Source organism: Sphingobium sp. EM0848, from assembly GCF_013375555.1.
Taxonomy (GTDB): Bacteria; Pseudomonadota; Alphaproteobacteria; order Sphingomonadales; family Sphingomonadaceae; genus Sphingobium.
On record NZ_JABXWB010000001.1, the window covers coordinates 433,783 to 450,412 of the forward strand.

The following is a 16,630-nucleotide window of genomic DNA, read 5'->3' on the forward strand; positions in this document are numbered from 1 at the left end:
GCGCGGTGGGAGGCAGGCCGAGGTCCGGTTCCCGGCGGAACCCGTATTGGCGTTCATGCTTTTCGCGCTGGCAAAGGCGGCCGCACGCTCATGACCGCGCCGGTCTGTTGGGATGAACTGGCCGACATCGACAGCGCCGGGTATTTCACGGTGAAGGATGTGGAGGTCTTGCTCCAGCGCGCCGGTTCACGGACCCTGCGTGGTCGGGGGGAGGCGCATCAACCCCTCCCTGCACATTAGTTGCCGCAGATTTTCGCCGCATCCGCCTTTCCTGCGCCGCTGCTTTATCGCATAGCTTGAGTCACCATGACGAAGTCGACCGAAGACGCGCCGGAAAGCGGCGCCGCCACCCCCGTCTCCATCGAGTCCGATATGGCCTCCGCCGCCCGTAAATCCGCGGGAAAAGCGGTCTGGATGGGGACTGCGGTCGGCATCGGCTCCGCCGCGATCGTTGCGGCGCTGCTCTACGCCAACAAGAAGCGCGGCTAAGCAGCCCCACCCGCTCGCCAAAAAAAAGAGGCGGCATGGCCTTCGCTCCATGCCGCCCCATATTGCGACCCAAATTGGGCTCTATTCCCCGCCTTCGTGACGGGAGCATTTTATCCTGCGCTGCCGCTCAGATAGGCGATCAGTTCAGGCTTGCTGACGGTCCCGCTCTTGTCCGTGTCGGCCGTTACGAACGCCCCGTCGGCCCATGCCGTCACTTCCGCAGGTGCCAGTGATTTGCCGGTCGCCTTCATTTCCTGATCCTTCAGCGCCACCATCCAGCGCGAAAATTCGGTGCGGTCGAGCTGACCATCATGATTCTGGTCGTAGGCCGGAAATTCGGTATCGACGATGGCGGCGACTCCGTCCCCCGAAGGTGCGGCTTGCGTGGCATTGTCCTGCGGCGCGGTTCCGGCTTGAGCGAAGGCGGGCGTGGTAACGGCAGAGGCCACCATCAAAAACAGGGCGCGGAACATTCCATTCTCCAAAACCGGCCGCTTGAAGGGTCGCGAGACCGTCCATCGGATTTTCACGCATGACAATAGCCAAGCATTTCAGTTGGTTCCTGAATATCCGTTCATCTTCATCCATTCATCCCCGGATTTGCCTCGATTCGGCGCGCAGTGCTGCGATTAATGCGACGAAAGGGCTGAAAAGATGGCAATATGGCCCTCGGCCATGGGCTGGATTTGCCCCGGAAAGGCGGTGCTGCTAGGCGGCACGGCGGTTTATCACTCATTCACGCAGGATTCGCCTCATGGTCCCCCGTTACGCCCGCCCGCAAATGACCGCCCTTTGGGAACCGGAAGCCCGGTTCAAGATCTGGTTCGAGATCGAGGCGCATGCGACCGAAAAGCTGGGCGAACTGGGCGTAGTGCCGCAATCCGCCGCCAAGGCGCTGTGGGACTGGTGGGAGACCAATCCCGCGATCGACGTGCCCGCCATCGATGCGATCGAGGCCGTTACCAAGCATGACGTGATCGCTTTCCTCACCTGGGTGGCGGAGCAGGTCGGTGACGAAGCGCGCTTCATGCATCAGGGCATGACGTCGAGCGACGTGCTCGACACCTGCCTTGCCGTCCAGCTCAGCCGTGCCGCCGATATCCTGATCGAGGATATCGACAAGCTGCTGGAGGTCATCAAGCGCCGCGCCTACGAACATAAGCTGACCCCGACCATCGGCCGCAGCCACGGCATCCATGCCGAGCCGGTGACCTTCGGCCTCAAGATGGCGGAGGCCTATGCCGAATTTTCGCGTTGCCGGGCCCGTCTGGTCGCGGCCCGTGAGGAAGTCGCGACCTGCGCCATTTCCGGCGCGGTCGGCACCTTCGCCAATATCGACCCGCGCGTCGAGGAGCATGTCGCGGAAAAGCTGGGCCTCGCCATCGAGCCGGTGTCCACTCAGGTCATTCCGCGTGACCGCCACGCCATGTTCTTCGCGACGCTGGGCGTGATCGCCTCGTCCATCGAGCGCCTTGCCGTCGAAGTCCGCCATCTGCAGCGCACTGAAGTGCTGGAGGCCGAGGAATATTTCTCGCCCGGCCAGAAGGGCAGCTCCGCCATGCCGCACAAGCGCAACCCGGTGCTGACCGAGAACCTGACCGGCCTTGCCCGCATGGTGCGCAGCTATGCCCTGCCGGCGATGGAGAATGTCGCGCTGTGGCACGAGCGCGATATCAGCCATTCTTCGGTCGAGCGCTATATCGGGCCCGATGCCACCATCACGCTTGATTTCGCGCTGGGCCGCCTGACGGGGGTGATCGACAAGTTGCTCGTCTATCCTGAGCGGATGATGAAGAATCTCGACAAGATGGGCGGTCTTGTCCACTCGCAGCGCGTGCTGCTGGCGCTGACGCAGGCAGGCGTGAGCCGCGAGGACAGCTATCGCTATGTTCAGCGCAATGCGATGAAGGTCTGGGAATCAGATGGCCAGCTTTCGCTGATGGAATTGCTGAAGGCCGACCCGGATGTGGCGGCGGCGCTCACGGCCGAGCAGATCGAGGAGAAATTCAACCTCGATTATCACTTCCGTCAGGTCGACACGATCTTTCGCCGGGTGTTCGGCGAATAAGATCAAGGTGCCATTTGGGACGTGGAAAGGGCGCGGAAACGCGCCCTTTTTTGTGGGAGTTTCACCGGGTCAAAGGGCGACTGTCGAAGCGCCGGAAGGGCAGGAAAATCCCTCAGTGCGGCACAGCGTCGGATTGCCGCCGGATCAACTCATAATCGAGCAGCAGATGCGCGAGCTGTTCGGTTGATTTGTTCTTGCGCGCCCTGATCTGCTTCACCAGCAATTCGACGGCGGCGCGTGACATGGCGCTGATCGGCTGGCGGATCGTCGTCAGTTCGGGCCAGATGGTGGTGGCGAGCGATGTATCGTCAAAGCCGCAGACGGTGAGGTCGCCCGGCACGTCCAGCCCACGGCGATGCGCGATGGCGACGGCTGCCGCCGCCATGTCGTCATTGCTGGCGAAGATTGCCGTCGGCCGCTGGGGCAGCGTGAGGATTTGTTCCGCCGCCTCCAACCCGGAGTGATAGGTGAAATAGCCCTGTTCGACCAAAGCGTCGTCCGGGGCGATGCCGGCTTCGGCCAGCGCGGCCCGATAGCCTTCCAGACGGCGCTGGCTGGCCCTTTGATTGGGATGGCCCTTGATGAAGCCGATGCGCCGGTGGCCGAGCGCGATCAGATGGCGGGTCATGGCCAGCGCGGCGGCATGGTCGTCGATGCTGACGGCGGACATATCCGCCGGCGCTTTACCGGTCGCCACGGCCACGGCCACGATATTCGCCGCGAGGAGGGCGTTCTTCATCGCCTGATGGTCGCAAAGCGGGGGAGGGAGGATGATGCCGTTGATGCGACCCCGCGTCAGATGATCGACCACCGTGTCGACGTCGGTTTCCTCATCCCATTTTTTCACCACCAGATCGACGCCGCTGCGGCTGGCCTGATCCAGGCTGCCGACGAGGAACTCACTCAGATAGGAGGCGGACGGGTTGCTGTAGAGCAGGCCGATCCGTATTTCCTCGCCGCCCGCCAGGCTGCGTGCGGCGGCGCTGGGCGAATAGTTGAGCGCGGCGATGGCGGCTTCCACCTTGGCGCGCGTGGCGGCACGGACGATCTGCTCGCCATTGATGACACGCGATACGGTCATGGGGGATACGCCCGCATATTTGGCGACATCGTTGATGGTCGGGACGTTGCGCTGTCGCCGCGAGCTTTTGGCTTCCGTCAGCGGAGCGGATGATGTCTCTGGCTTCATGCTTTGGATGGTAGCGGGCACATTGCGCGATTGCTAAGCGAAATATCGCCTGGTCGCGCAGGGAGCTGTGTCGTGACGACGATGCCCGCGATCCAAAACTTGCCCCCGCCTGCCCGCGCAGTTGGCTGGGGCATTTTTGGAGCGGCGGCACAGGCAAGCGACGCGCTTCCAGCGCGATCCGGCCATCCGAAAATCATGGTGATTTCAAGAAGAAGTAAATGGTCGGGGAGAGAGGATTCGAACCTCCGGCCCCTGCCTCCCGAAGACAGTGCTCTACCAGGCTGAGCTACTCCCCGACCGATAGCGGGTCCGGTTTGAAGCGGTCCCGCTGGGCAGGCCGCAGCCTATAGAGGCGGCTTTTCCGGCTGGCAAGCGGGGGATGAAGAAATTTTTGAAACTCATAGCAGTCCGGCTTCGCGGAAGCTGAAATGGCGGTTTCCGGCGCGGATGACATGGTCGGCGAGCGCGATCTCGATCGGGCGAAGCCGTTTCGACAGGGTGCGGGTCAGGTGAATGTCCGTCCAGCGGGGCAGGGGGCTGTGCGGCCGCGACTGTTCGATGGCGAGCCAGCGGCTGTTCCAGCGCAGCAGCGCATCCACGGTGCGGCGCCAGTCATGATCGGCCCGCAGCCGGTGGAGCGGGCGCCATTCCTCGTCGAGGACGAGCAGGTGCAGGGAAGTCGGGTCGCGCATGGCGGCAGGATGGTCTTGCGATGTGTTCGCGATAGGGGGATCATGGTCCCTTTCCGAGCGACCGGCGGAGAACTTGATCCGTTTCGCAGCATTTGGCGTGGGCGGGCCGCTTCGTTACATGACAATATTATCGTCAGAATCATGAGAGTCTCTGTCTTGACCAGCCTGTCCCCTTCGTCCGAACCGCATTATGAGCAGCAATATCTGGACCTGATGCGGCAGATCTGGCTGCATGGCGACGAACGGATCGACCGGACGGGCGTCGGCACGCGGTCGATATTGGGGGCGACGATGCGATTTTCGCTGGCCGATGACGCGGTGCCGCTGCTGACTACCAAGCGGGTCTACTGGAAGGTCGCGGCGCGGGAGATGCTGTGGTTCCTGACCGGTGACACCAATATCCGCGAACTGGTGCGGCAGGGCGTGCATATCTGGACCGACTGGCCGCTGGACGCCTATCGCCGCGCGACCGGAGAGCAGATCGACCGCGATGCTTTCGAGGCGCGGATCATTGAAGATGGCGCCTTTGCTGCGCGCTGGGGTGACCTGGGGCCGGTTTATGGCGCGCAATGGGTGAACTGGTCGCGTTATGAGGAGGTAGGGGACGGCCTCTACCGAAAGGCGGCGCAGGGGCATAACCAGATTGCCGATCTGGTCGAGGCGATTCGGACCAATCCGGGGTCGCGGCGTTTGCTGTTCACCGGCTGGAACGTCGCGGACGTGGCGCGGATGGCTTTGCCGCCCTGCCATATGACCTACCAGTTTCAGGTGGCCGACGGGCGACTCAACGGGCTGCTGTTCCAGCGGAGCTGCGATCTGGGATTGGGCTTCGCCTTCAATATCTTCGGTCTGTCGATGATCACGCGGATGCTGGCGCAGCAATGCGATCTGGAACCGGGCGAGGTGGTCTGGCAGGGTGGAGATGTCCATCTCTACCTCAATCATGCCGATCTGGTGGAGGAGCAGATCGCCCGAAATCCGTCCGGCGAACCGAAATTGCGGATCCATAGGCGGCCTTCATCCATTTTCGATTATCGGATCGAGGACTTTGAAGTGATTGATTATACACCACAAAGGCACATTGCCGCGCCCGTAGCGGTTTAGCGAAAAGCGGTTTGCGGCGAATTGGGTCAGCAAGACTTGCCTTTGGCGGTGTTGTAATATAATAATTGCGTTGAGCAATATTATTGCAATGCACAAAAGGAGGCAGGATGAGCGACCGGGTCGATTCGGACGCTGGAAAAGGCCAGCCGGGGCGCAATCTGCCCCCGCTTCGGCTGCATGTGCCGGAACCGAAATTCCGGCCGGGCGACACCGCCGATTTCAGTGATTTCGATATTCCGCCGGCTGGCGCGCAGGTCCGGCCGGATGAAGCCGCGCAGCCCGGCACGATGCGCGACCTGGCCTATGGGCTGGTCCGCGTGCTGGATGAGGATGGCGCCGCAGTCGGGCCGTGGGACCCCAAGCTGCCGGCGGAAACGCTGCTCAAGATGCTGCGTGCCATGGCGCTGACGCGTGCCTTTGACGGGCGCATGTTCCGCGCGCAGCGGCAGGGCAAGACCAGCTTCTATATGAAGTCCACGGGTGAGGAGGCCGTGTCCATTGGCGCGGCGGCCGCCTTGGCGAGCGATGACATGTGCTTCCCCAGCTATCGTCAGCAGGGCATATTGATTGCGCGGGGCTGGCCGATCATCGACATGATGAACCAGATCTACTCGAACAAGGGCGACCGGCTGAAGGGGCGTCAGCTGCCCATCATGTATTCGGCGCGGGAGGCGGGGTTCTTCTCCATCTCGGGCAATCTCACGACGCAATATCCGCAGGCCGTGGGTTGGGCGATGGCCAGCGCGGCGCGTGGGGATACGCGGATCGCGGCGACATGGTGTGGTGAGGGGTCCACGGCGGAGGGCGACTTCCATTCCGCCTGCACCTTTGCCAGCGTCTATCGCGCGCCCGTCATCATGAATGTCGTGAACAACCAGTGGGCGATCAGCAGCTTTTCGGGTTTTGCGGGGGCGGAGGCGACGACCTTCGCGGCGCGGGCCATCGGCTATGGCATTGCCGGGCTGCGCGTGGACGGCAATGATGCGCTGGCGGTCTATGCCGCGACGCGCTGGGCCGCCGACCGGGCACGGGCCAATGCCGGACCCACGCTGATCGAGCATTTCACCTATCGCGTCGAGGGGCACAGCACCTCCGACGATCCGAGCGCCTATCGCTCTGCCGATGAGGCGAGCCATTGGCCGCTGGGCGATCCGATCGCCCGGTTGAAGAAGCATTGCATCGCCCTTGGCATATGGGACGAGGAGCGACACGCCGCAATGGACAAGGAACTGGCCGAAATGGTCCGCGACGCCGCGCGTGAGGCGGAGAAGAACGGTATTCTGGGTCATGGCCTGCATCATCCGATGGAATCCATGTTCGAGGATGTGTTCGAGGAGATGCCCTGGCATTTGCGCGAACAGCAGCAGGCTATGCTCGACGAATGGAAGGCGGCAGGGCTGTGAGCGAAGCGATCGGATCAGAAGCTGTGAGCGACATTCAGCAGATGAACATGATCCAGGCGATCAACAGCGCGCTGGACGTGATGATGGACCGCGATCCCGATGTGGTCGTGATGGGGGAGGATGTCGGCTATTTCGGCGGCGTCTTCCGCGCGACGGCGGGCTTGCAGCAGAAATATGGCAAGAACCGGGTATTCGACACGCCGATCACCGAATGCGGCATCATCGGCGTGGCCGTGGGCATGGGCGCCTATGGGCTGCGGCCGGTGCCTGAGATCCAGTTTGCCGACTATATCTATCCCGCGCTGGACCAGCTGGTGTCGGAGGCGGCGCGGCTGCGCTATCGTTCGGCGGGGGAGTTCATCGCGCCCATGACGGTGCGCTCGCCCTTTGGCGGCGGGATTTTCGGCGGGCAGACGCACAGCCAGTCGCCCGAGGGCATCTTTACCCATGTCTCCGGCGTGAAGACGGTGATTCCTTCGACGCCCTATGACGCCAAGGGCCTGCTGATCGCGGCGATCGAGGATAATGATCCGGTAATCTTCTTCGAACCCAAACGCATCTATAACGGGCCGTTCGACGGGCATTATGACACGCCGGCCAAAAGCTGGGCCGGGCATGAACAGGCGCAGGTGCCGACGGGCTATTATCGGGTTTCGCTGGGCGAGGCGCGGGTGGCGCGGGCGGGCGAGGCGCTGACGGTGCTTTGCTATGGCACGATGGTGCATGTGGTCGAGAATACGGTGGCCCAGATGGGCGTGGACGCAGAGATTCTTGACCTCCGGACATTGGTGCCGCTCGATATCGAGGCCATTGAGCGGTCGGTGAAGAAGACCGGGCGCTGCCTGATCGTGCATGAGGCAACGCGGACCAGCGGTTTCGGGGCGGAATTGTCGGCGCAGGTGCAGGAGCGCTGCTTCTACCATCTCGAAGCGCCCATCGGGCGCGTGACCGGCTTTGACACGCCTTATCCGCATAGTCTGGAATGGGCTTATTTCCCCGGACCAGTGCGCATTCGCGAAGCCATCAACAAGATTTTGAAGGACTGACAGGTCATGGCGCTTTTTAGTTTCAGGCTGCCGGACATCGGCGAAGGGATCGCGGAAGCGGAGATCGTCGGCTGGCATGTGAAGGTCGGGGATCGGGTTGAGGAGGATCAACCGATTGCCGACATGATGACCGACAAGGCGACGGTGGAAATGGAAAGCCCGGTCGCCGGTACGGTGGTCCGGCTGGCGGGCGAGCCGGGGCAGCAGATCGCCATCGGATCGATGCTGGTGGAGATCGAGACTGAGGGAGAGGAAGAGGCTCCCGTTGCAGCGGCGGCGGTGGAAAAGGCCGAAGCGCCTGCTCCTGTCGTTCCCGTCGCCGTCGAGGCGGGGCCTGAGCGCAGCGAGCCTGTCGCGGTCGTCGAGGACAAGCCGGCTGTCGCGGCGCCCTCTTCCGCTTCCTCTCCTGTCAAGGTGGAGGTTCTGGCTTCCCCAGCCGTGCGTGCTCGTGCGAAGGAACTGGGGATCGATCTTGCCCAGGTGAAGCCGAGCGGCGATCATATCCGGCATTCCGATCTCGACGCCTTCCTGCTCTATGGGGCGGGGCAGGGCTATCGGCCGGCGGGACGGTCGGCGAAGCGGGCGGATCAGGAGGTCAAGGTCATCGGGCTGCGCCGCCGCATTGCCGAGAATATGGCGGCCTCCAAGCGGGCCATTCCGCATTTCTCCTATGTCGAGGAGATTGACGTCACCGCGCTGGAGGAAACCCGCGAGCAGTTGAACGCCAACCGGGGTGATCGGCCCAAGCTCACCATGCTGCCGCTGCTGATCGTGGCGATCTGTCGGGCGTTGCCGGACTTTCCGATGCTGAATGCGCGCTATGACGATGAGGCGGGCGTGGTGACGCGCTATGGCGCGGTGCATATGGGCATTGCGACGCAGACCGATGCCGGGCTGATGGTGCCGGTGATCCGCGACGCGCAGGACCGGAATGTCTGGCAGTTGGCGGCGGAGATCAGGCGGTTGGCCGATGCGGCGCGGACGGGCAAGGCGAAGTCGGAGGAGTTGTCCGGCTCCACCCTGACGCTGACGTCCTTGGGGCCGTTGGGCGGAGTGGCGACGACGCCGGTGATCAACCGGCCCGAAGTCGCGATCATCGGGCCGAATCGCATCATCGAGCGGCCGGTATTCCGCGGCAAGGAAGTGGTGCCCGCCAAGCTCATGAACCTGTCGATCAGTTGCGACCATCGCGTGGTCGACGGCTGGGATGCGGCGAGCTTCGTTCAGGCGGTGCGCAAGCTGCTGGAAACGCCCGTCCTGTTGTTCGCGGATTAACGGACCGTCGCGCGGTAGCTGAGGCGGCCGCTTTCGCCGGGGGAAATCTCTTGCGGAACGGTCCAGCGGATATGGGTGATGTCCGCCGGGACCGCCCGGCGGATGCCGCCCAGCGGCGTCGGCAACCACAGATCGGTGAGGCGGCCCCAATGGGCGCCGCCATCCACCGACACCTGCATCGCGGAATCGGTGAGGTCGAGTTGTGCCCCGCGCGGAATGGCGTTGGTGACGGCAAGGTTGCGGACCGGGCGGTCGCCTTCATTGCGCCAGTTGACCACCAGAATCAGTTGGTCGCCCGATCCGGCGCGGTCTGCGCTTTGCAGGATACGGCGTTCCCGGCCGTTGATGTCGGTGCTTGTCCGCTCGACGAACATCTGGGTTTCCAAGCGGATATCCTGCCGCGCCTGAACGATCTGCGGCGCGCCCAGACAGGCCAGAGCGATGAGCCAAACCCCCGATTTCATGCCAGTCCCCCGACTTCCTTTCTGGCCGAATGTGGCAGCAGGTGCCGAAGATTTGGTTAAGGCCTTGTTTCCCTTGCTATCCATCTGTTTCGCTGATGTAAATTGACGGATCAGGGACGCCGGTGCACAAAAGGACGGCGGGCAGGGACATTTCAGGCGTGACACTTCAAGAGCAGCAAGAGATCAACAGGCGGCGGGATCGCCTGCTGGCGTCGATTGCGCTGACGACCGGAATCGGGCTGATCCTGGCCTTGCCCTTTGCCTTGCAGGAAGGGGCGGAGTTCTTCCTGCCGTTGACCGCCGCACTGGTGATCGCGATCGCGTTGGTGCCCTTTCTGGAATGGATGGAACGGCGGGGGGTGCCTTCGCCGCTGGCGGCGCTGACCGCGGTGATCGCTTTCCTGCTGGTGGCGAATACGGCGCTGGTGCTGATCATTGTCCCGGCGGCCGACTGGTTTCGCCTGTTGCCCGAACGCCTGCCCAAGATTCAGAATAATCTGGCGCCCCTGATCGATTTCTACTCACAGCTTCAGCGCTTCGTCGATGAGACGGTGCAGATGCTGGCGAGCGGGCCGGTGGCGGCGGCGCAGACGGCGGCGGTGGATGCGCCCCGGTCCCTGCTGCAATTTGCGGCGACCTCTGCGCCTTCGGCCATCATTCAGATGGTGTTCGCGCTGCTCATCATCTATTTCTTCCTGGCCGGCTGGACGCGGCTGCGGCGGCGGACGATCAACAGCCGGGAAAGTTTCGACGGCGCCATGGCGGTGGCGCGGGTCATCCAGAATGTCGTGGATGCGACCTCCGCCTATGTGCTGACCATCGCCACCATCAATCTGTGCCTGGGGCTGGCCGTGGCCTTTGCGCTGTGGCTGATCGGCATGCCTTCGCCCCTGATGTGGGGCGGCATCGTCGCGCTGCTCAACTTCGTGCCCTATTTCGGGCCGATGCTGGCGGCGGTGCTGCTGGCGCTGGGCGGCCTGATGGTGTTCGACGATGTATGGAAGGCCTTGCTGCCCGCCGCGCTCCAGATCGGTTTTCATCTGGTCGAGGCCAATTTTGCGACGCCGACGATTCTCGGGCGGCGGCTGACCATGAATCCGCTGCTGATTCTGGTGTCGCTCACCTTCTGGGGTTGGGTGTGGGGGACACCGGGAGCATTGCTGGGCGTGCCGTTGCTGATCATCATCCAGACCGTCGTGGGTGCTGCGGGGACACCGGATATTGCCGGATTCCTGTTCGAACGGGGGACGTTGACCGTGTCCCCGCGCAAAGAAAATGACGAAAGCCACGAAACTGATGTTACAGGCGGTTGACAGGGGCGGCAGGCCCGCATAGATGCCCGCCCACACCGAACGCGGGTGTAGCTCAGTTGGTTAGAGCGCCGGCCTGTCACGCCGGAGGTCGCGGGTTCGAGCCCCGTCACTCGCGCCACTTTCTCTAGGGAAGGTGGATGGTTTTTCAGATCAGCATCGTCTGGTGGCCCCGTCGGGTCGCGACAAGATGCCGCCCTGCGCGGGTGTAGCTCAGTTGGTTAGAGCGCCGGCCTGTCACGCCGGAGGTCGCGGGTTCGAGCCCCGTCACTCGCGCCACTCCTTTGATGAGTGATATTGCCGGTTCTGGGCAACTGGCTTTTCCTTGCAAGAGCGATGGATGGTTTCGACCATTTTTTGCCGCTGCGATGGTCGAATTATCCGCCTCTAACCTGACATTAGTGGCTCCCCACCGGTTGAATAAACCGGCGTTCCGCGCCATCAAAACGCATATGAAACATACACTGTTCTTCCCACTGTTGATGACTACCGGCTCGCTTGTCGCTGGTGCATGTTATGCGAAGGGAACCACAGAGCAGACCTATCGCGGGAAATTGATATTCCTAGATGATGGCGCTTTCTTTCGTATGGATCGTGCCACTGCGGGTTCGCTGCCCGTCAAAACGTGCAGTTCCACAAGCGCTTTTTCAGCTTTGGCGGACGCCGAAATAGGCCAAGTATGGTCCGTTCGATTCAAGGGTCATCCGATGGCTGACGATCAAGGTCAAACGATACAAACCCGCTGCATAATCAACATCACCCGGTTCATTGAGGCTAAGCGGTAAGGCTGCTATCGAATGATTTCGGCGAATGACCGAACCGTCGCCAAACCACCCCCATCTTCACGTCAAAAGCTGCGCCAGCGTCCCGTCTCCATCCATGCCAGCAGACGCCGCAGCGGCAGCACCCAAATCCAGATCAGGCCGAGAAAAACATAAATGGGCACCTGCGCGACCATCGGCAGGCGACCGATCAGGCCCGACAGGCTGCCGACCAGCACGGCCCAGAGCGCAATCAGCCCCAATATGATGAACATGCCTGCCGGTTTGCGCCAGCTTGGCTTGTAAACGTGCCGGGGGTCGATGCTCATGCTTCGTTGCTTTCGATCAGTTCGACTTCGGTCAGGATCAGGTGCAGTGGCAAATCCCAAGGATCAGCGGGTAAGGCGTCATGTTCCTGCACCGACCAGGCGAGGCCAATGCGCAGGGCATCGGGATGGCGCGCGAAGGCCCGGTCATAATAGCCGCCGCCTTGCCCCAGCCGGTTCATCGAGCGGTCGAATCCGACCAGCGGTGCGATGATGACATCGGGTGTCACCGGATCGCCGGTAGGTTCAGGGTGGCTGGTGCCGAATAGGCCGGGGAACAACTGGTCCTCCGGGCGCCAACTGAGGAAATCCATGCTGCCCAGCCGGTCGATCACGCGCGGCAGGGCGATCGTCTTGCCCATGGCCTGAAGAGGCGCCGCCAGCCGTTGCGCCGGGGCTTCGTCATCCAGCCCCATGTAAAGCGCGACCACCTGCGCGTCGGCCAGCCGCCGGGCGAGGGGGGAGGGGACCACCTTGAACGCCAGCCGGTGGGCCAGCGGATCGAGCGAGGCCACGAAGGCGCGCCGCCTTTGCCGGGCGATGGCGCGCAGGGCCGCCTTGTCGGTGTCGTCGCTCATCATCTGGTCCGGGTTTGGGGAGGGGGGTGACGGGACCGCCTCGGCCGTGTGCTGGAATATCCTCTGACGCCTCAACGTCAGGTGGGAACCATGTAGATCGGGCCAGAGCCCGCCCAGGGACAGCCCCCGTGGATGTGATTATCGCCTCAGGGATGTTCGCTAAAGCTCGTACCGTACAGTGCCCGTCGCCTGTCTATCTAGGCTTCGGGCGTGACGGCGGCAAGTCTCTCGCGCAGCTTTTCTATGCGAACGGTGAGGGATTCGAGCGCGCGGACCGTCGGTTCGTCCTCCGGCTCCAGCGCCAGGCTCTGCTGGCGGCCGATGGCTTCGCGTTTCAGGTCGTTGAGTTCATCGGCCAGGAAGAGGGCGGCGAACAGCAGGGAGCGCACTTCGGTCAGGCCCGGCGTGTTCTGCTGCGCCAGCCGCATCTTGCGCTCGATCAGATTGGCGAGATGCGCCAGATGCGTTTCCTCCCCGTCGCGGCAGCGTATGTCATAGACGCGCCCGGCGATATGCAATGTGGTTTCAGCCATCCGTCTGGCCTTTCAATTCGGTGATGAGACTGTCCAGCGACTGGAGCGCCGCGCGGGCGGCCGAGCTATCCATGCCGGGGGAGGAGTCGGAGGAGGAAGCGGCCGACAAAAGGCCATTAACATCCTGTTCGAGTTGGCTGATCGCACGCTCCAGCGTGGCGATCGCCTTCATCATGCGGTCGCTTGGCATAGCCAACGCATAAACAAAGTTTTCACCGTGCAAAAGCAGTCATTGGGCGGCTTGGCGCGGCATTGGGGCTGGCTGTGGTTGACGCATAGGTTCTGACTCGACAAAGGGGGCGCAATTTCGATTCGCAGGCCTTAACAGGGGGCCGCCGACAAGCAGGAAAGACGCCGCTTCGATGACTGTTTCCGAAAAGTCCCTTGCCAACGCCATCCGGGCGCTCTCCATGGACGCCGTGCAGGCTGCGAACAGCGGCCATCCGGGCATGCCGATGGGCATGGCGGACGTCGCCACCGTACTGTTCGGCGATTATCTGAAGTTCGACCCCAAGGCGCCGAAATGGGCCGACCGCGACCGTTTCGTGCTGTCGGCGGGCCATGGGTCGATGCTGATCTATTCGCTGCTGCACCTGACCGGCTATGACAAGCCGACGATGGAGGACATCCGCAACTTCCGTCAGTTGGCCAGCCCCTGCGCCGGGCACCCGGAGAATTTCGAGCTGGCGGGCGTGGAAGCGACCACCGGGCCGCTGGGTTCGGGTCTGGCCACCGCCGTCGGCATGGCGATTGCCGAGCGGCATTTGAATGCGCAGTTCGGTGACGAGATCGTCGATCACCGGACCTGGGTGGTGGCGGGCGATGGCTGCCTGATGGAAGGCATCAACCATGAAGCCATTGGTCTGGCGGGCCATCTGAACCTGGGCCGGCTGATCGTGCTGTGGGACGACAACAAGATCACCATCGACGGTTCGGTCGATCTGTCGAGCAGCGAGGATGTCCGCGCTCGCTATGCCGCGACCGGTTGGCATGTGGTGTCGTGCGACGGTCATGATGTGGCCGATGTGCGCCGCGCCATCGATGAGGCGCTGGCCGATCCGCGTCCTTCGCTGGTCGCCTGCGCCACGAAGATCGGTTATGGCGCGCCCAACAAGGCGGGCACGTCGGGCGTTCACGGTTCGGCGCTGGGTGAGGCGGAAGTCGCCGCTGCCCGTGAATTTCTGGGCTGGACGGCTGAGCCTTTTGTCATCCCTGAGGATATCGCCGCCGCCTGGCGCGCCATCGGTGCGAAGGGCGCGGGCGTTCGCGCCGAGTGGGAAGGCCGTCTCGCCAACAACGAGCAGAAGGCGGAGTTCGAGCGCCGCATGGCTGGCGAACTGCCCGCCGGTTTCTCGCTCGACGCCTATATCGATACGCTGATCGCCAATCCGCAGAAGGTCGCGACCCGCAAGGCAAGCGAACTGGCGCTGGGCGCGATCAACGACCTGCTGCCCGAAACGCTGGGCGGTTCGGCGGACCTCACCGGTTCCAACAACACCAAGACCAAGTCGACCGGGCCGCTGACCAGGGACGATTATTCGGGCCGCTATGTCTATTATGGCATTCGCGAGTTCGGCATGGCCTGCGCGATGAACGGCATGGCGCTGCACGGGGGCGTCATTCCCTATGGCGGCACCTTCCTGGTCTTCTCCGACTATATGCGGGCAGGCATTCGTCTCGCCGCGCTCCAGCAGACTCGCGCGATCCATGTGCTGACCCATGACTCCATCGGTCTGGGTGAGGACGGTCCGACCCACCAGCCGATCGAGCATGTCATGTCGCTGCGCATGATCCCCAATCTCGACGTCTATCGTCCGGCGGACATCGTCGAAACGGCGGAGTGCTGGGAACTGGCGCTGAAGGATGCGGAAGGCCCGTCCGTGCTGGCGCTGACCCGTCAGAATCTGGCGCAGCTCCGCACCGAGAAGGCGTCGGAGAATCTCTGCGCCAAGGGCGCCTATCTGCTGCGCGCGGCCAAGGGTGAGCGCAAGGTGGTGCTGATCGCCACCGGCTCGGAGGTTGAGATTGCCGTCGCCACCGCCGCTCTGCTGGAAGAGCAGGGCATTGGCGCCGATGTCGTTTCGATGCCGAGCTGGGCGCATTTCGAGGCGCAGCCGCAGGCGTATAAGGATGATCTCCTTCCGCACCATGTCCTGCGCTGCTCGATTGAGGCGGGCACGACCTTCGGCTGGGAACGCTATGTCGGCATTGCAGGGCTTCGCTTCGGCATCGACAGCTTCGGCGCCTCGGCTCCGGCGGAAGCGCTTTACGAGTATTTCGGCCTCACGGCCGCCAAGATCGCGCCGCAGGTGGCGGCCGCTCTGGATCATTAAAGAAAACAGACCCCCAATCAGGAGGAAATTGCAGTGGCAACGAAGGTAGCAATCAACGGTTTCGGACGCATCGGTCGCCTTGTCGCGCGCGCCATTCTTTCGCGCACCGACCATGATCTGGAACTGGTGAGCATCAACGACCTGGGCGATGCCAAGTCGAATGCCCTGCTGTTCAAGCGTGACAGCGTCCACGGTAACTGGGCCGGTGAAGTCAGCGTCGACGGCGACGCCCTGATCATCAACGGCAAGCGCATCGCCGTCACCGCAGAGCGTGACCCCGCCAAGCTGCCGCACGCCGCGCAGGGCGTCGACATCGCGCTGGAATGCACCGGCATCTTCGCCAGCAAGGAAAAGGCGAGCGCGCACCTGACCGCCGGCGCCAAGCGCGTCGTCATTTCCGCGCCTGCCACGGGCGTCGACAAGACCATCGTGTTCGGCGTCAACCATGACGCGCTGAGCGCGGACGACATCGTCATCTCGAATGCCAGCTGCACCACCAACTGCCTGGCCCCGCTCGCCAAGGTCCTGCACGACGCCATCGGCATCGAAAAGGGCTTCATGACCACGATCCACAGCTACACCAACGACCAGAACACGCTGGACCAGCTGCACAGCGACATGCGCCGCGCCCGCGCCGCCGCCCTTTCGATGATCCCGACAACCACTGGCGCCGCTCGCGCCGTGGGTGAGGTTCTGCCCGAGCTCAAGGGCAAGCTGGACGGCTCGTCGGTGCGCGTGCCGACCCCGAACGTCTCGGTCGTCGACCTCAAGTTCATCGCCAAGCGCGAAACGAACAAGGAAGAGGTCAACAATCTGCTCAAGGCCGCTTCGGAAGCCGGTCCGCTCAAGGGCGTTCTGGGCTATTCGGACGAGCCGCTGGTGTCGATCGACTATAACGGCGATCCGCGCAGCTCGACCGTCGACAGCCTGGAAACGGCCGTGATCGACGGCACGCTGGTCCGCGTGCTGAGCTGGTACGACAATGAATGGGGCTTCTCGAACCGCATGATCGACACCACGGGTGTCGTGGCGAAGTTCCTCTAAGCGACAGAACCCCGC

The 16,630-nt window shown here is 63.0% G+C and carries 19 protein-coding genes and 3 tRNA genes; 13 read left to right on the forward strand and 9 right to left on the reverse strand.

Annotation, left to right across the window (positions count from 1 at the left end):
- The first annotated feature begins 90 nt into the window (after positions 1 to 90).
- Together HUK73_RS02145 and HUK73_RS02150 are read left to right on the forward strand one after the other, a co-directional pair.
- Positions 91 to 240: a hypothetical protein gene (locus HUK73_RS02145; RefSeq protein ID WP_176590055.1), complete on the forward strand. Its 150-nt coding sequence runs from the start codon at positions 91 to 93 to the stop codon at positions 238 to 240.
- A 66-nt stretch (positions 241 to 306) separates the two neighbouring features.
- Positions 307 to 489 (forward strand): hypothetical protein, encoded by a 183-nt coding sequence (locus tag HUK73_RS02150; protein ID WP_176590421.1) that lies wholly within the window; start codon positions 307 to 309, stop codon positions 487 to 489.
- A gap of 110 nt (positions 490 to 599) precedes the next feature.
- Here HUK73_RS02150 and HUK73_RS02155 read toward each other — a convergent pair whose 3' ends face one another.
- Positions 600 to 962, reverse strand: coding sequence for an EF-hand domain-containing protein (locus HUK73_RS02155; RefSeq protein ID WP_176590422.1), 363 nt, complete (start codon positions 960 to 962; stop codon positions 600 to 602).
- A gap of 281 nt (positions 963 to 1,243) precedes the next feature.
- On the opposite strand from HUK73_RS02155, the gene purB reads away from it, so the two are divergent.
- Positions 1,244 to 2,557, forward strand: coding sequence for an adenylosuccinate lyase (purB, locus tag HUK73_RS02160; RefSeq protein WP_176590423.1), 1,314 nt, complete (start codon positions 1,244 to 1,246; stop codon positions 2,555 to 2,557).
- Positions 2,558 to 2,669: 112 nt separating this feature from the next.
- Here the strand turns inward: purB and HUK73_RS02165 are convergent, their stop codons facing one another.
- The 3 genes from HUK73_RS02165 to HUK73_RS02175 all read right to left on the reverse strand — a co-directional run bounded on the left by HUK73_RS02165 (position 2,670) and on the right by HUK73_RS02175 (position 4,438).
- Positions 2,670 to 3,746: a LacI family DNA-binding transcriptional regulator gene (locus HUK73_RS02165; protein WP_176590424.1), complete on the reverse strand. Its 1,077-nt coding sequence runs from the start codon at positions 3,744 to 3,746 to the stop codon at positions 2,670 to 2,672.
- A gap of 219 nt (positions 3,747 to 3,965) precedes the next feature.
- Positions 3,966 to 4,042, reverse strand: a tRNA-Pro gene (locus tag HUK73_RS02170).
- Positions 4,043 to 4,144: 102 nt separating this feature from the next.
- Positions 4,145 to 4,438, reverse strand: coding sequence for a JAB domain-containing protein (locus HUK73_RS02175; RefSeq protein ID WP_176590425.1), 294 nt, complete (start codon positions 4,436 to 4,438; stop codon positions 4,145 to 4,147).
- Between the two features lie 141 nt (positions 4,439 to 4,579).
- On the opposite strand from HUK73_RS02175, the gene thyA reads away from it, so the two are divergent.
- From thyA to HUK73_RS02195, 4 genes are all read left to right on the forward strand, one after another.
- Entirely contained in the window at positions 4,580 to 5,542 is a 963-nt protein-coding gene (gene thyA, locus HUK73_RS02180; RefSeq protein WP_176590426.1) for a thymidylate synthase, read from the forward strand.
- 107 nt (positions 5,543 to 5,649) lie between these two features.
- A complete protein-coding gene (locus HUK73_RS02185) occupies positions 5,650 to 6,945 on the forward strand; it encodes a 3-methyl-2-oxobutanoate dehydrogenase (2-methylpropanoyl-transferring) subunit alpha (protein WP_176590427.1) in 1,296 nt (431 codons plus the stop codon).
- A gap of 41 nt (positions 6,946 to 6,986) precedes the next feature.
- Positions 6,987 to 7,991, forward strand: a complete 1,005-nt coding sequence (locus HUK73_RS02190) for an alpha-ketoacid dehydrogenase subunit beta (protein WP_176592781.1) — start codon at positions 6,987 to 6,989, stop codon at positions 7,989 to 7,991.
- Positions 7,992 to 7,997: 6 nt separating this feature from the next.
- Positions 7,998 to 9,266, forward strand: coding sequence for a dihydrolipoamide acetyltransferase family protein (locus HUK73_RS02195; RefSeq protein WP_176590428.1), 1,269 nt, complete (start codon positions 7,998 to 8,000; stop codon positions 9,264 to 9,266).
- Here HUK73_RS02195 and HUK73_RS02200 read toward each other — a convergent pair.
- Entirely contained in the window at positions 9,263 to 9,730 is a 468-nt protein-coding gene (locus HUK73_RS02200) for a hypothetical protein (protein ID WP_176590429.1), read from the reverse strand. The genes HUK73_RS02195 and HUK73_RS02200 overlap by 4 nt on opposite strands.
- 158 nt (positions 9,731 to 9,888) lie before the next feature.
- On the opposite strand from HUK73_RS02200, the gene HUK73_RS02205 reads away from it, so the two are divergent.
- The 4 genes from HUK73_RS02205 (at position 9,889) to HUK73_RS02220 (ending at position 11,825) form a co-directional block, all read left to right on the forward strand.
- Positions 9,889 to 11,043, forward strand: a complete 1,155-nt coding sequence (locus tag HUK73_RS02205) for an AI-2E family transporter (RefSeq protein ID WP_176590430.1) — start codon at positions 9,889 to 9,891, stop codon at positions 11,041 to 11,043.
- Positions 11,044 to 11,084: 41 nt separating this feature from the next.
- Positions 11,085 to 11,161, forward strand: a tRNA-Asp gene (locus HUK73_RS02210).
- A gap of 81 nt (positions 11,162 to 11,242) precedes the next feature.
- A tRNA-Asp gene (locus HUK73_RS02215) sits at positions 11,243 to 11,319 on the forward strand.
- Positions 11,320 to 11,327: 8 nt separating this feature from the next.
- The gene (locus HUK73_RS02220) at positions 11,328 to 11,825 is read left to right on the forward strand and encodes a hypothetical protein (protein WP_176590431.1); all 498 of its coding nucleotides are present in this window, start codon (positions 11,328 to 11,330) and stop codon (positions 11,823 to 11,825) included.
- Positions 11,826 to 11,887: 62 nt separating this feature from the next.
- Here HUK73_RS02220 and HUK73_RS02225 read toward each other — a convergent pair whose 3' ends face one another.
- The 4 genes from HUK73_RS02225 to HUK73_RS02240 all read right to left on the reverse strand — a co-directional run bounded on the left by HUK73_RS02225 (position 11,888) and on the right by HUK73_RS02240 (position 13,413).
- Positions 11,888 to 12,130, reverse strand: a complete 243-nt coding sequence (locus HUK73_RS02225) for a DUF2842 domain-containing protein (protein ID WP_176590432.1) — start codon at positions 12,128 to 12,130, stop codon at positions 11,888 to 11,890.
- On the reverse strand, positions 12,127 to 12,705 hold the full coding sequence (locus HUK73_RS02230; protein ID WP_176590433.1) for a 5-formyltetrahydrofolate cyclo-ligase: 579 nt from the start codon (positions 12,703 to 12,705) through the stop codon (positions 12,127 to 12,129). Before HUK73_RS02230 ends, HUK73_RS02225 begins: the two co-directional genes overlap by 4 nt.
- A gap of 197 nt (positions 12,706 to 12,902) precedes the next feature.
- Complete coding sequence (locus HUK73_RS02235) at positions 12,903 to 13,238, reverse strand: cell division protein ZapA (RefSeq protein WP_176590434.1); 336 nt, start codon at positions 13,236 to 13,238, stop codon at positions 12,903 to 12,905.
- A complete protein-coding gene (locus HUK73_RS02240) occupies positions 13,231 to 13,413 on the reverse strand; it encodes a hypothetical protein (protein ID WP_176590435.1) in 183 nt (60 codons plus the stop codon). Before HUK73_RS02240 ends, HUK73_RS02235 begins: the two co-directional genes overlap by 8 nt.
- Positions 13,414 to 13,600: 187 nt before the next feature.
- Here HUK73_RS02240 and tkt point away from each other — a divergent pair, with 187 nt between their 5' ends.
- Positions 13,601 to 15,571: a transketolase gene (tkt, locus tag HUK73_RS02245; RefSeq protein ID WP_176590436.1), complete on the forward strand. Its 1,971-nt coding sequence runs from the start codon at positions 13,601 to 13,603 to the stop codon at positions 15,569 to 15,571.
- 33 nt (positions 15,572 to 15,604) lie between these two features.
- Positions 15,605 to 16,615, forward strand: coding sequence for a type I glyceraldehyde-3-phosphate dehydrogenase (gene gap, locus HUK73_RS02250; RefSeq protein ID WP_176590437.1), 1,011 nt, complete (start codon positions 15,605 to 15,607; stop codon positions 16,613 to 16,615).
- Positions 16,616 to 16,630: the final 15 nt, after the last annotated feature.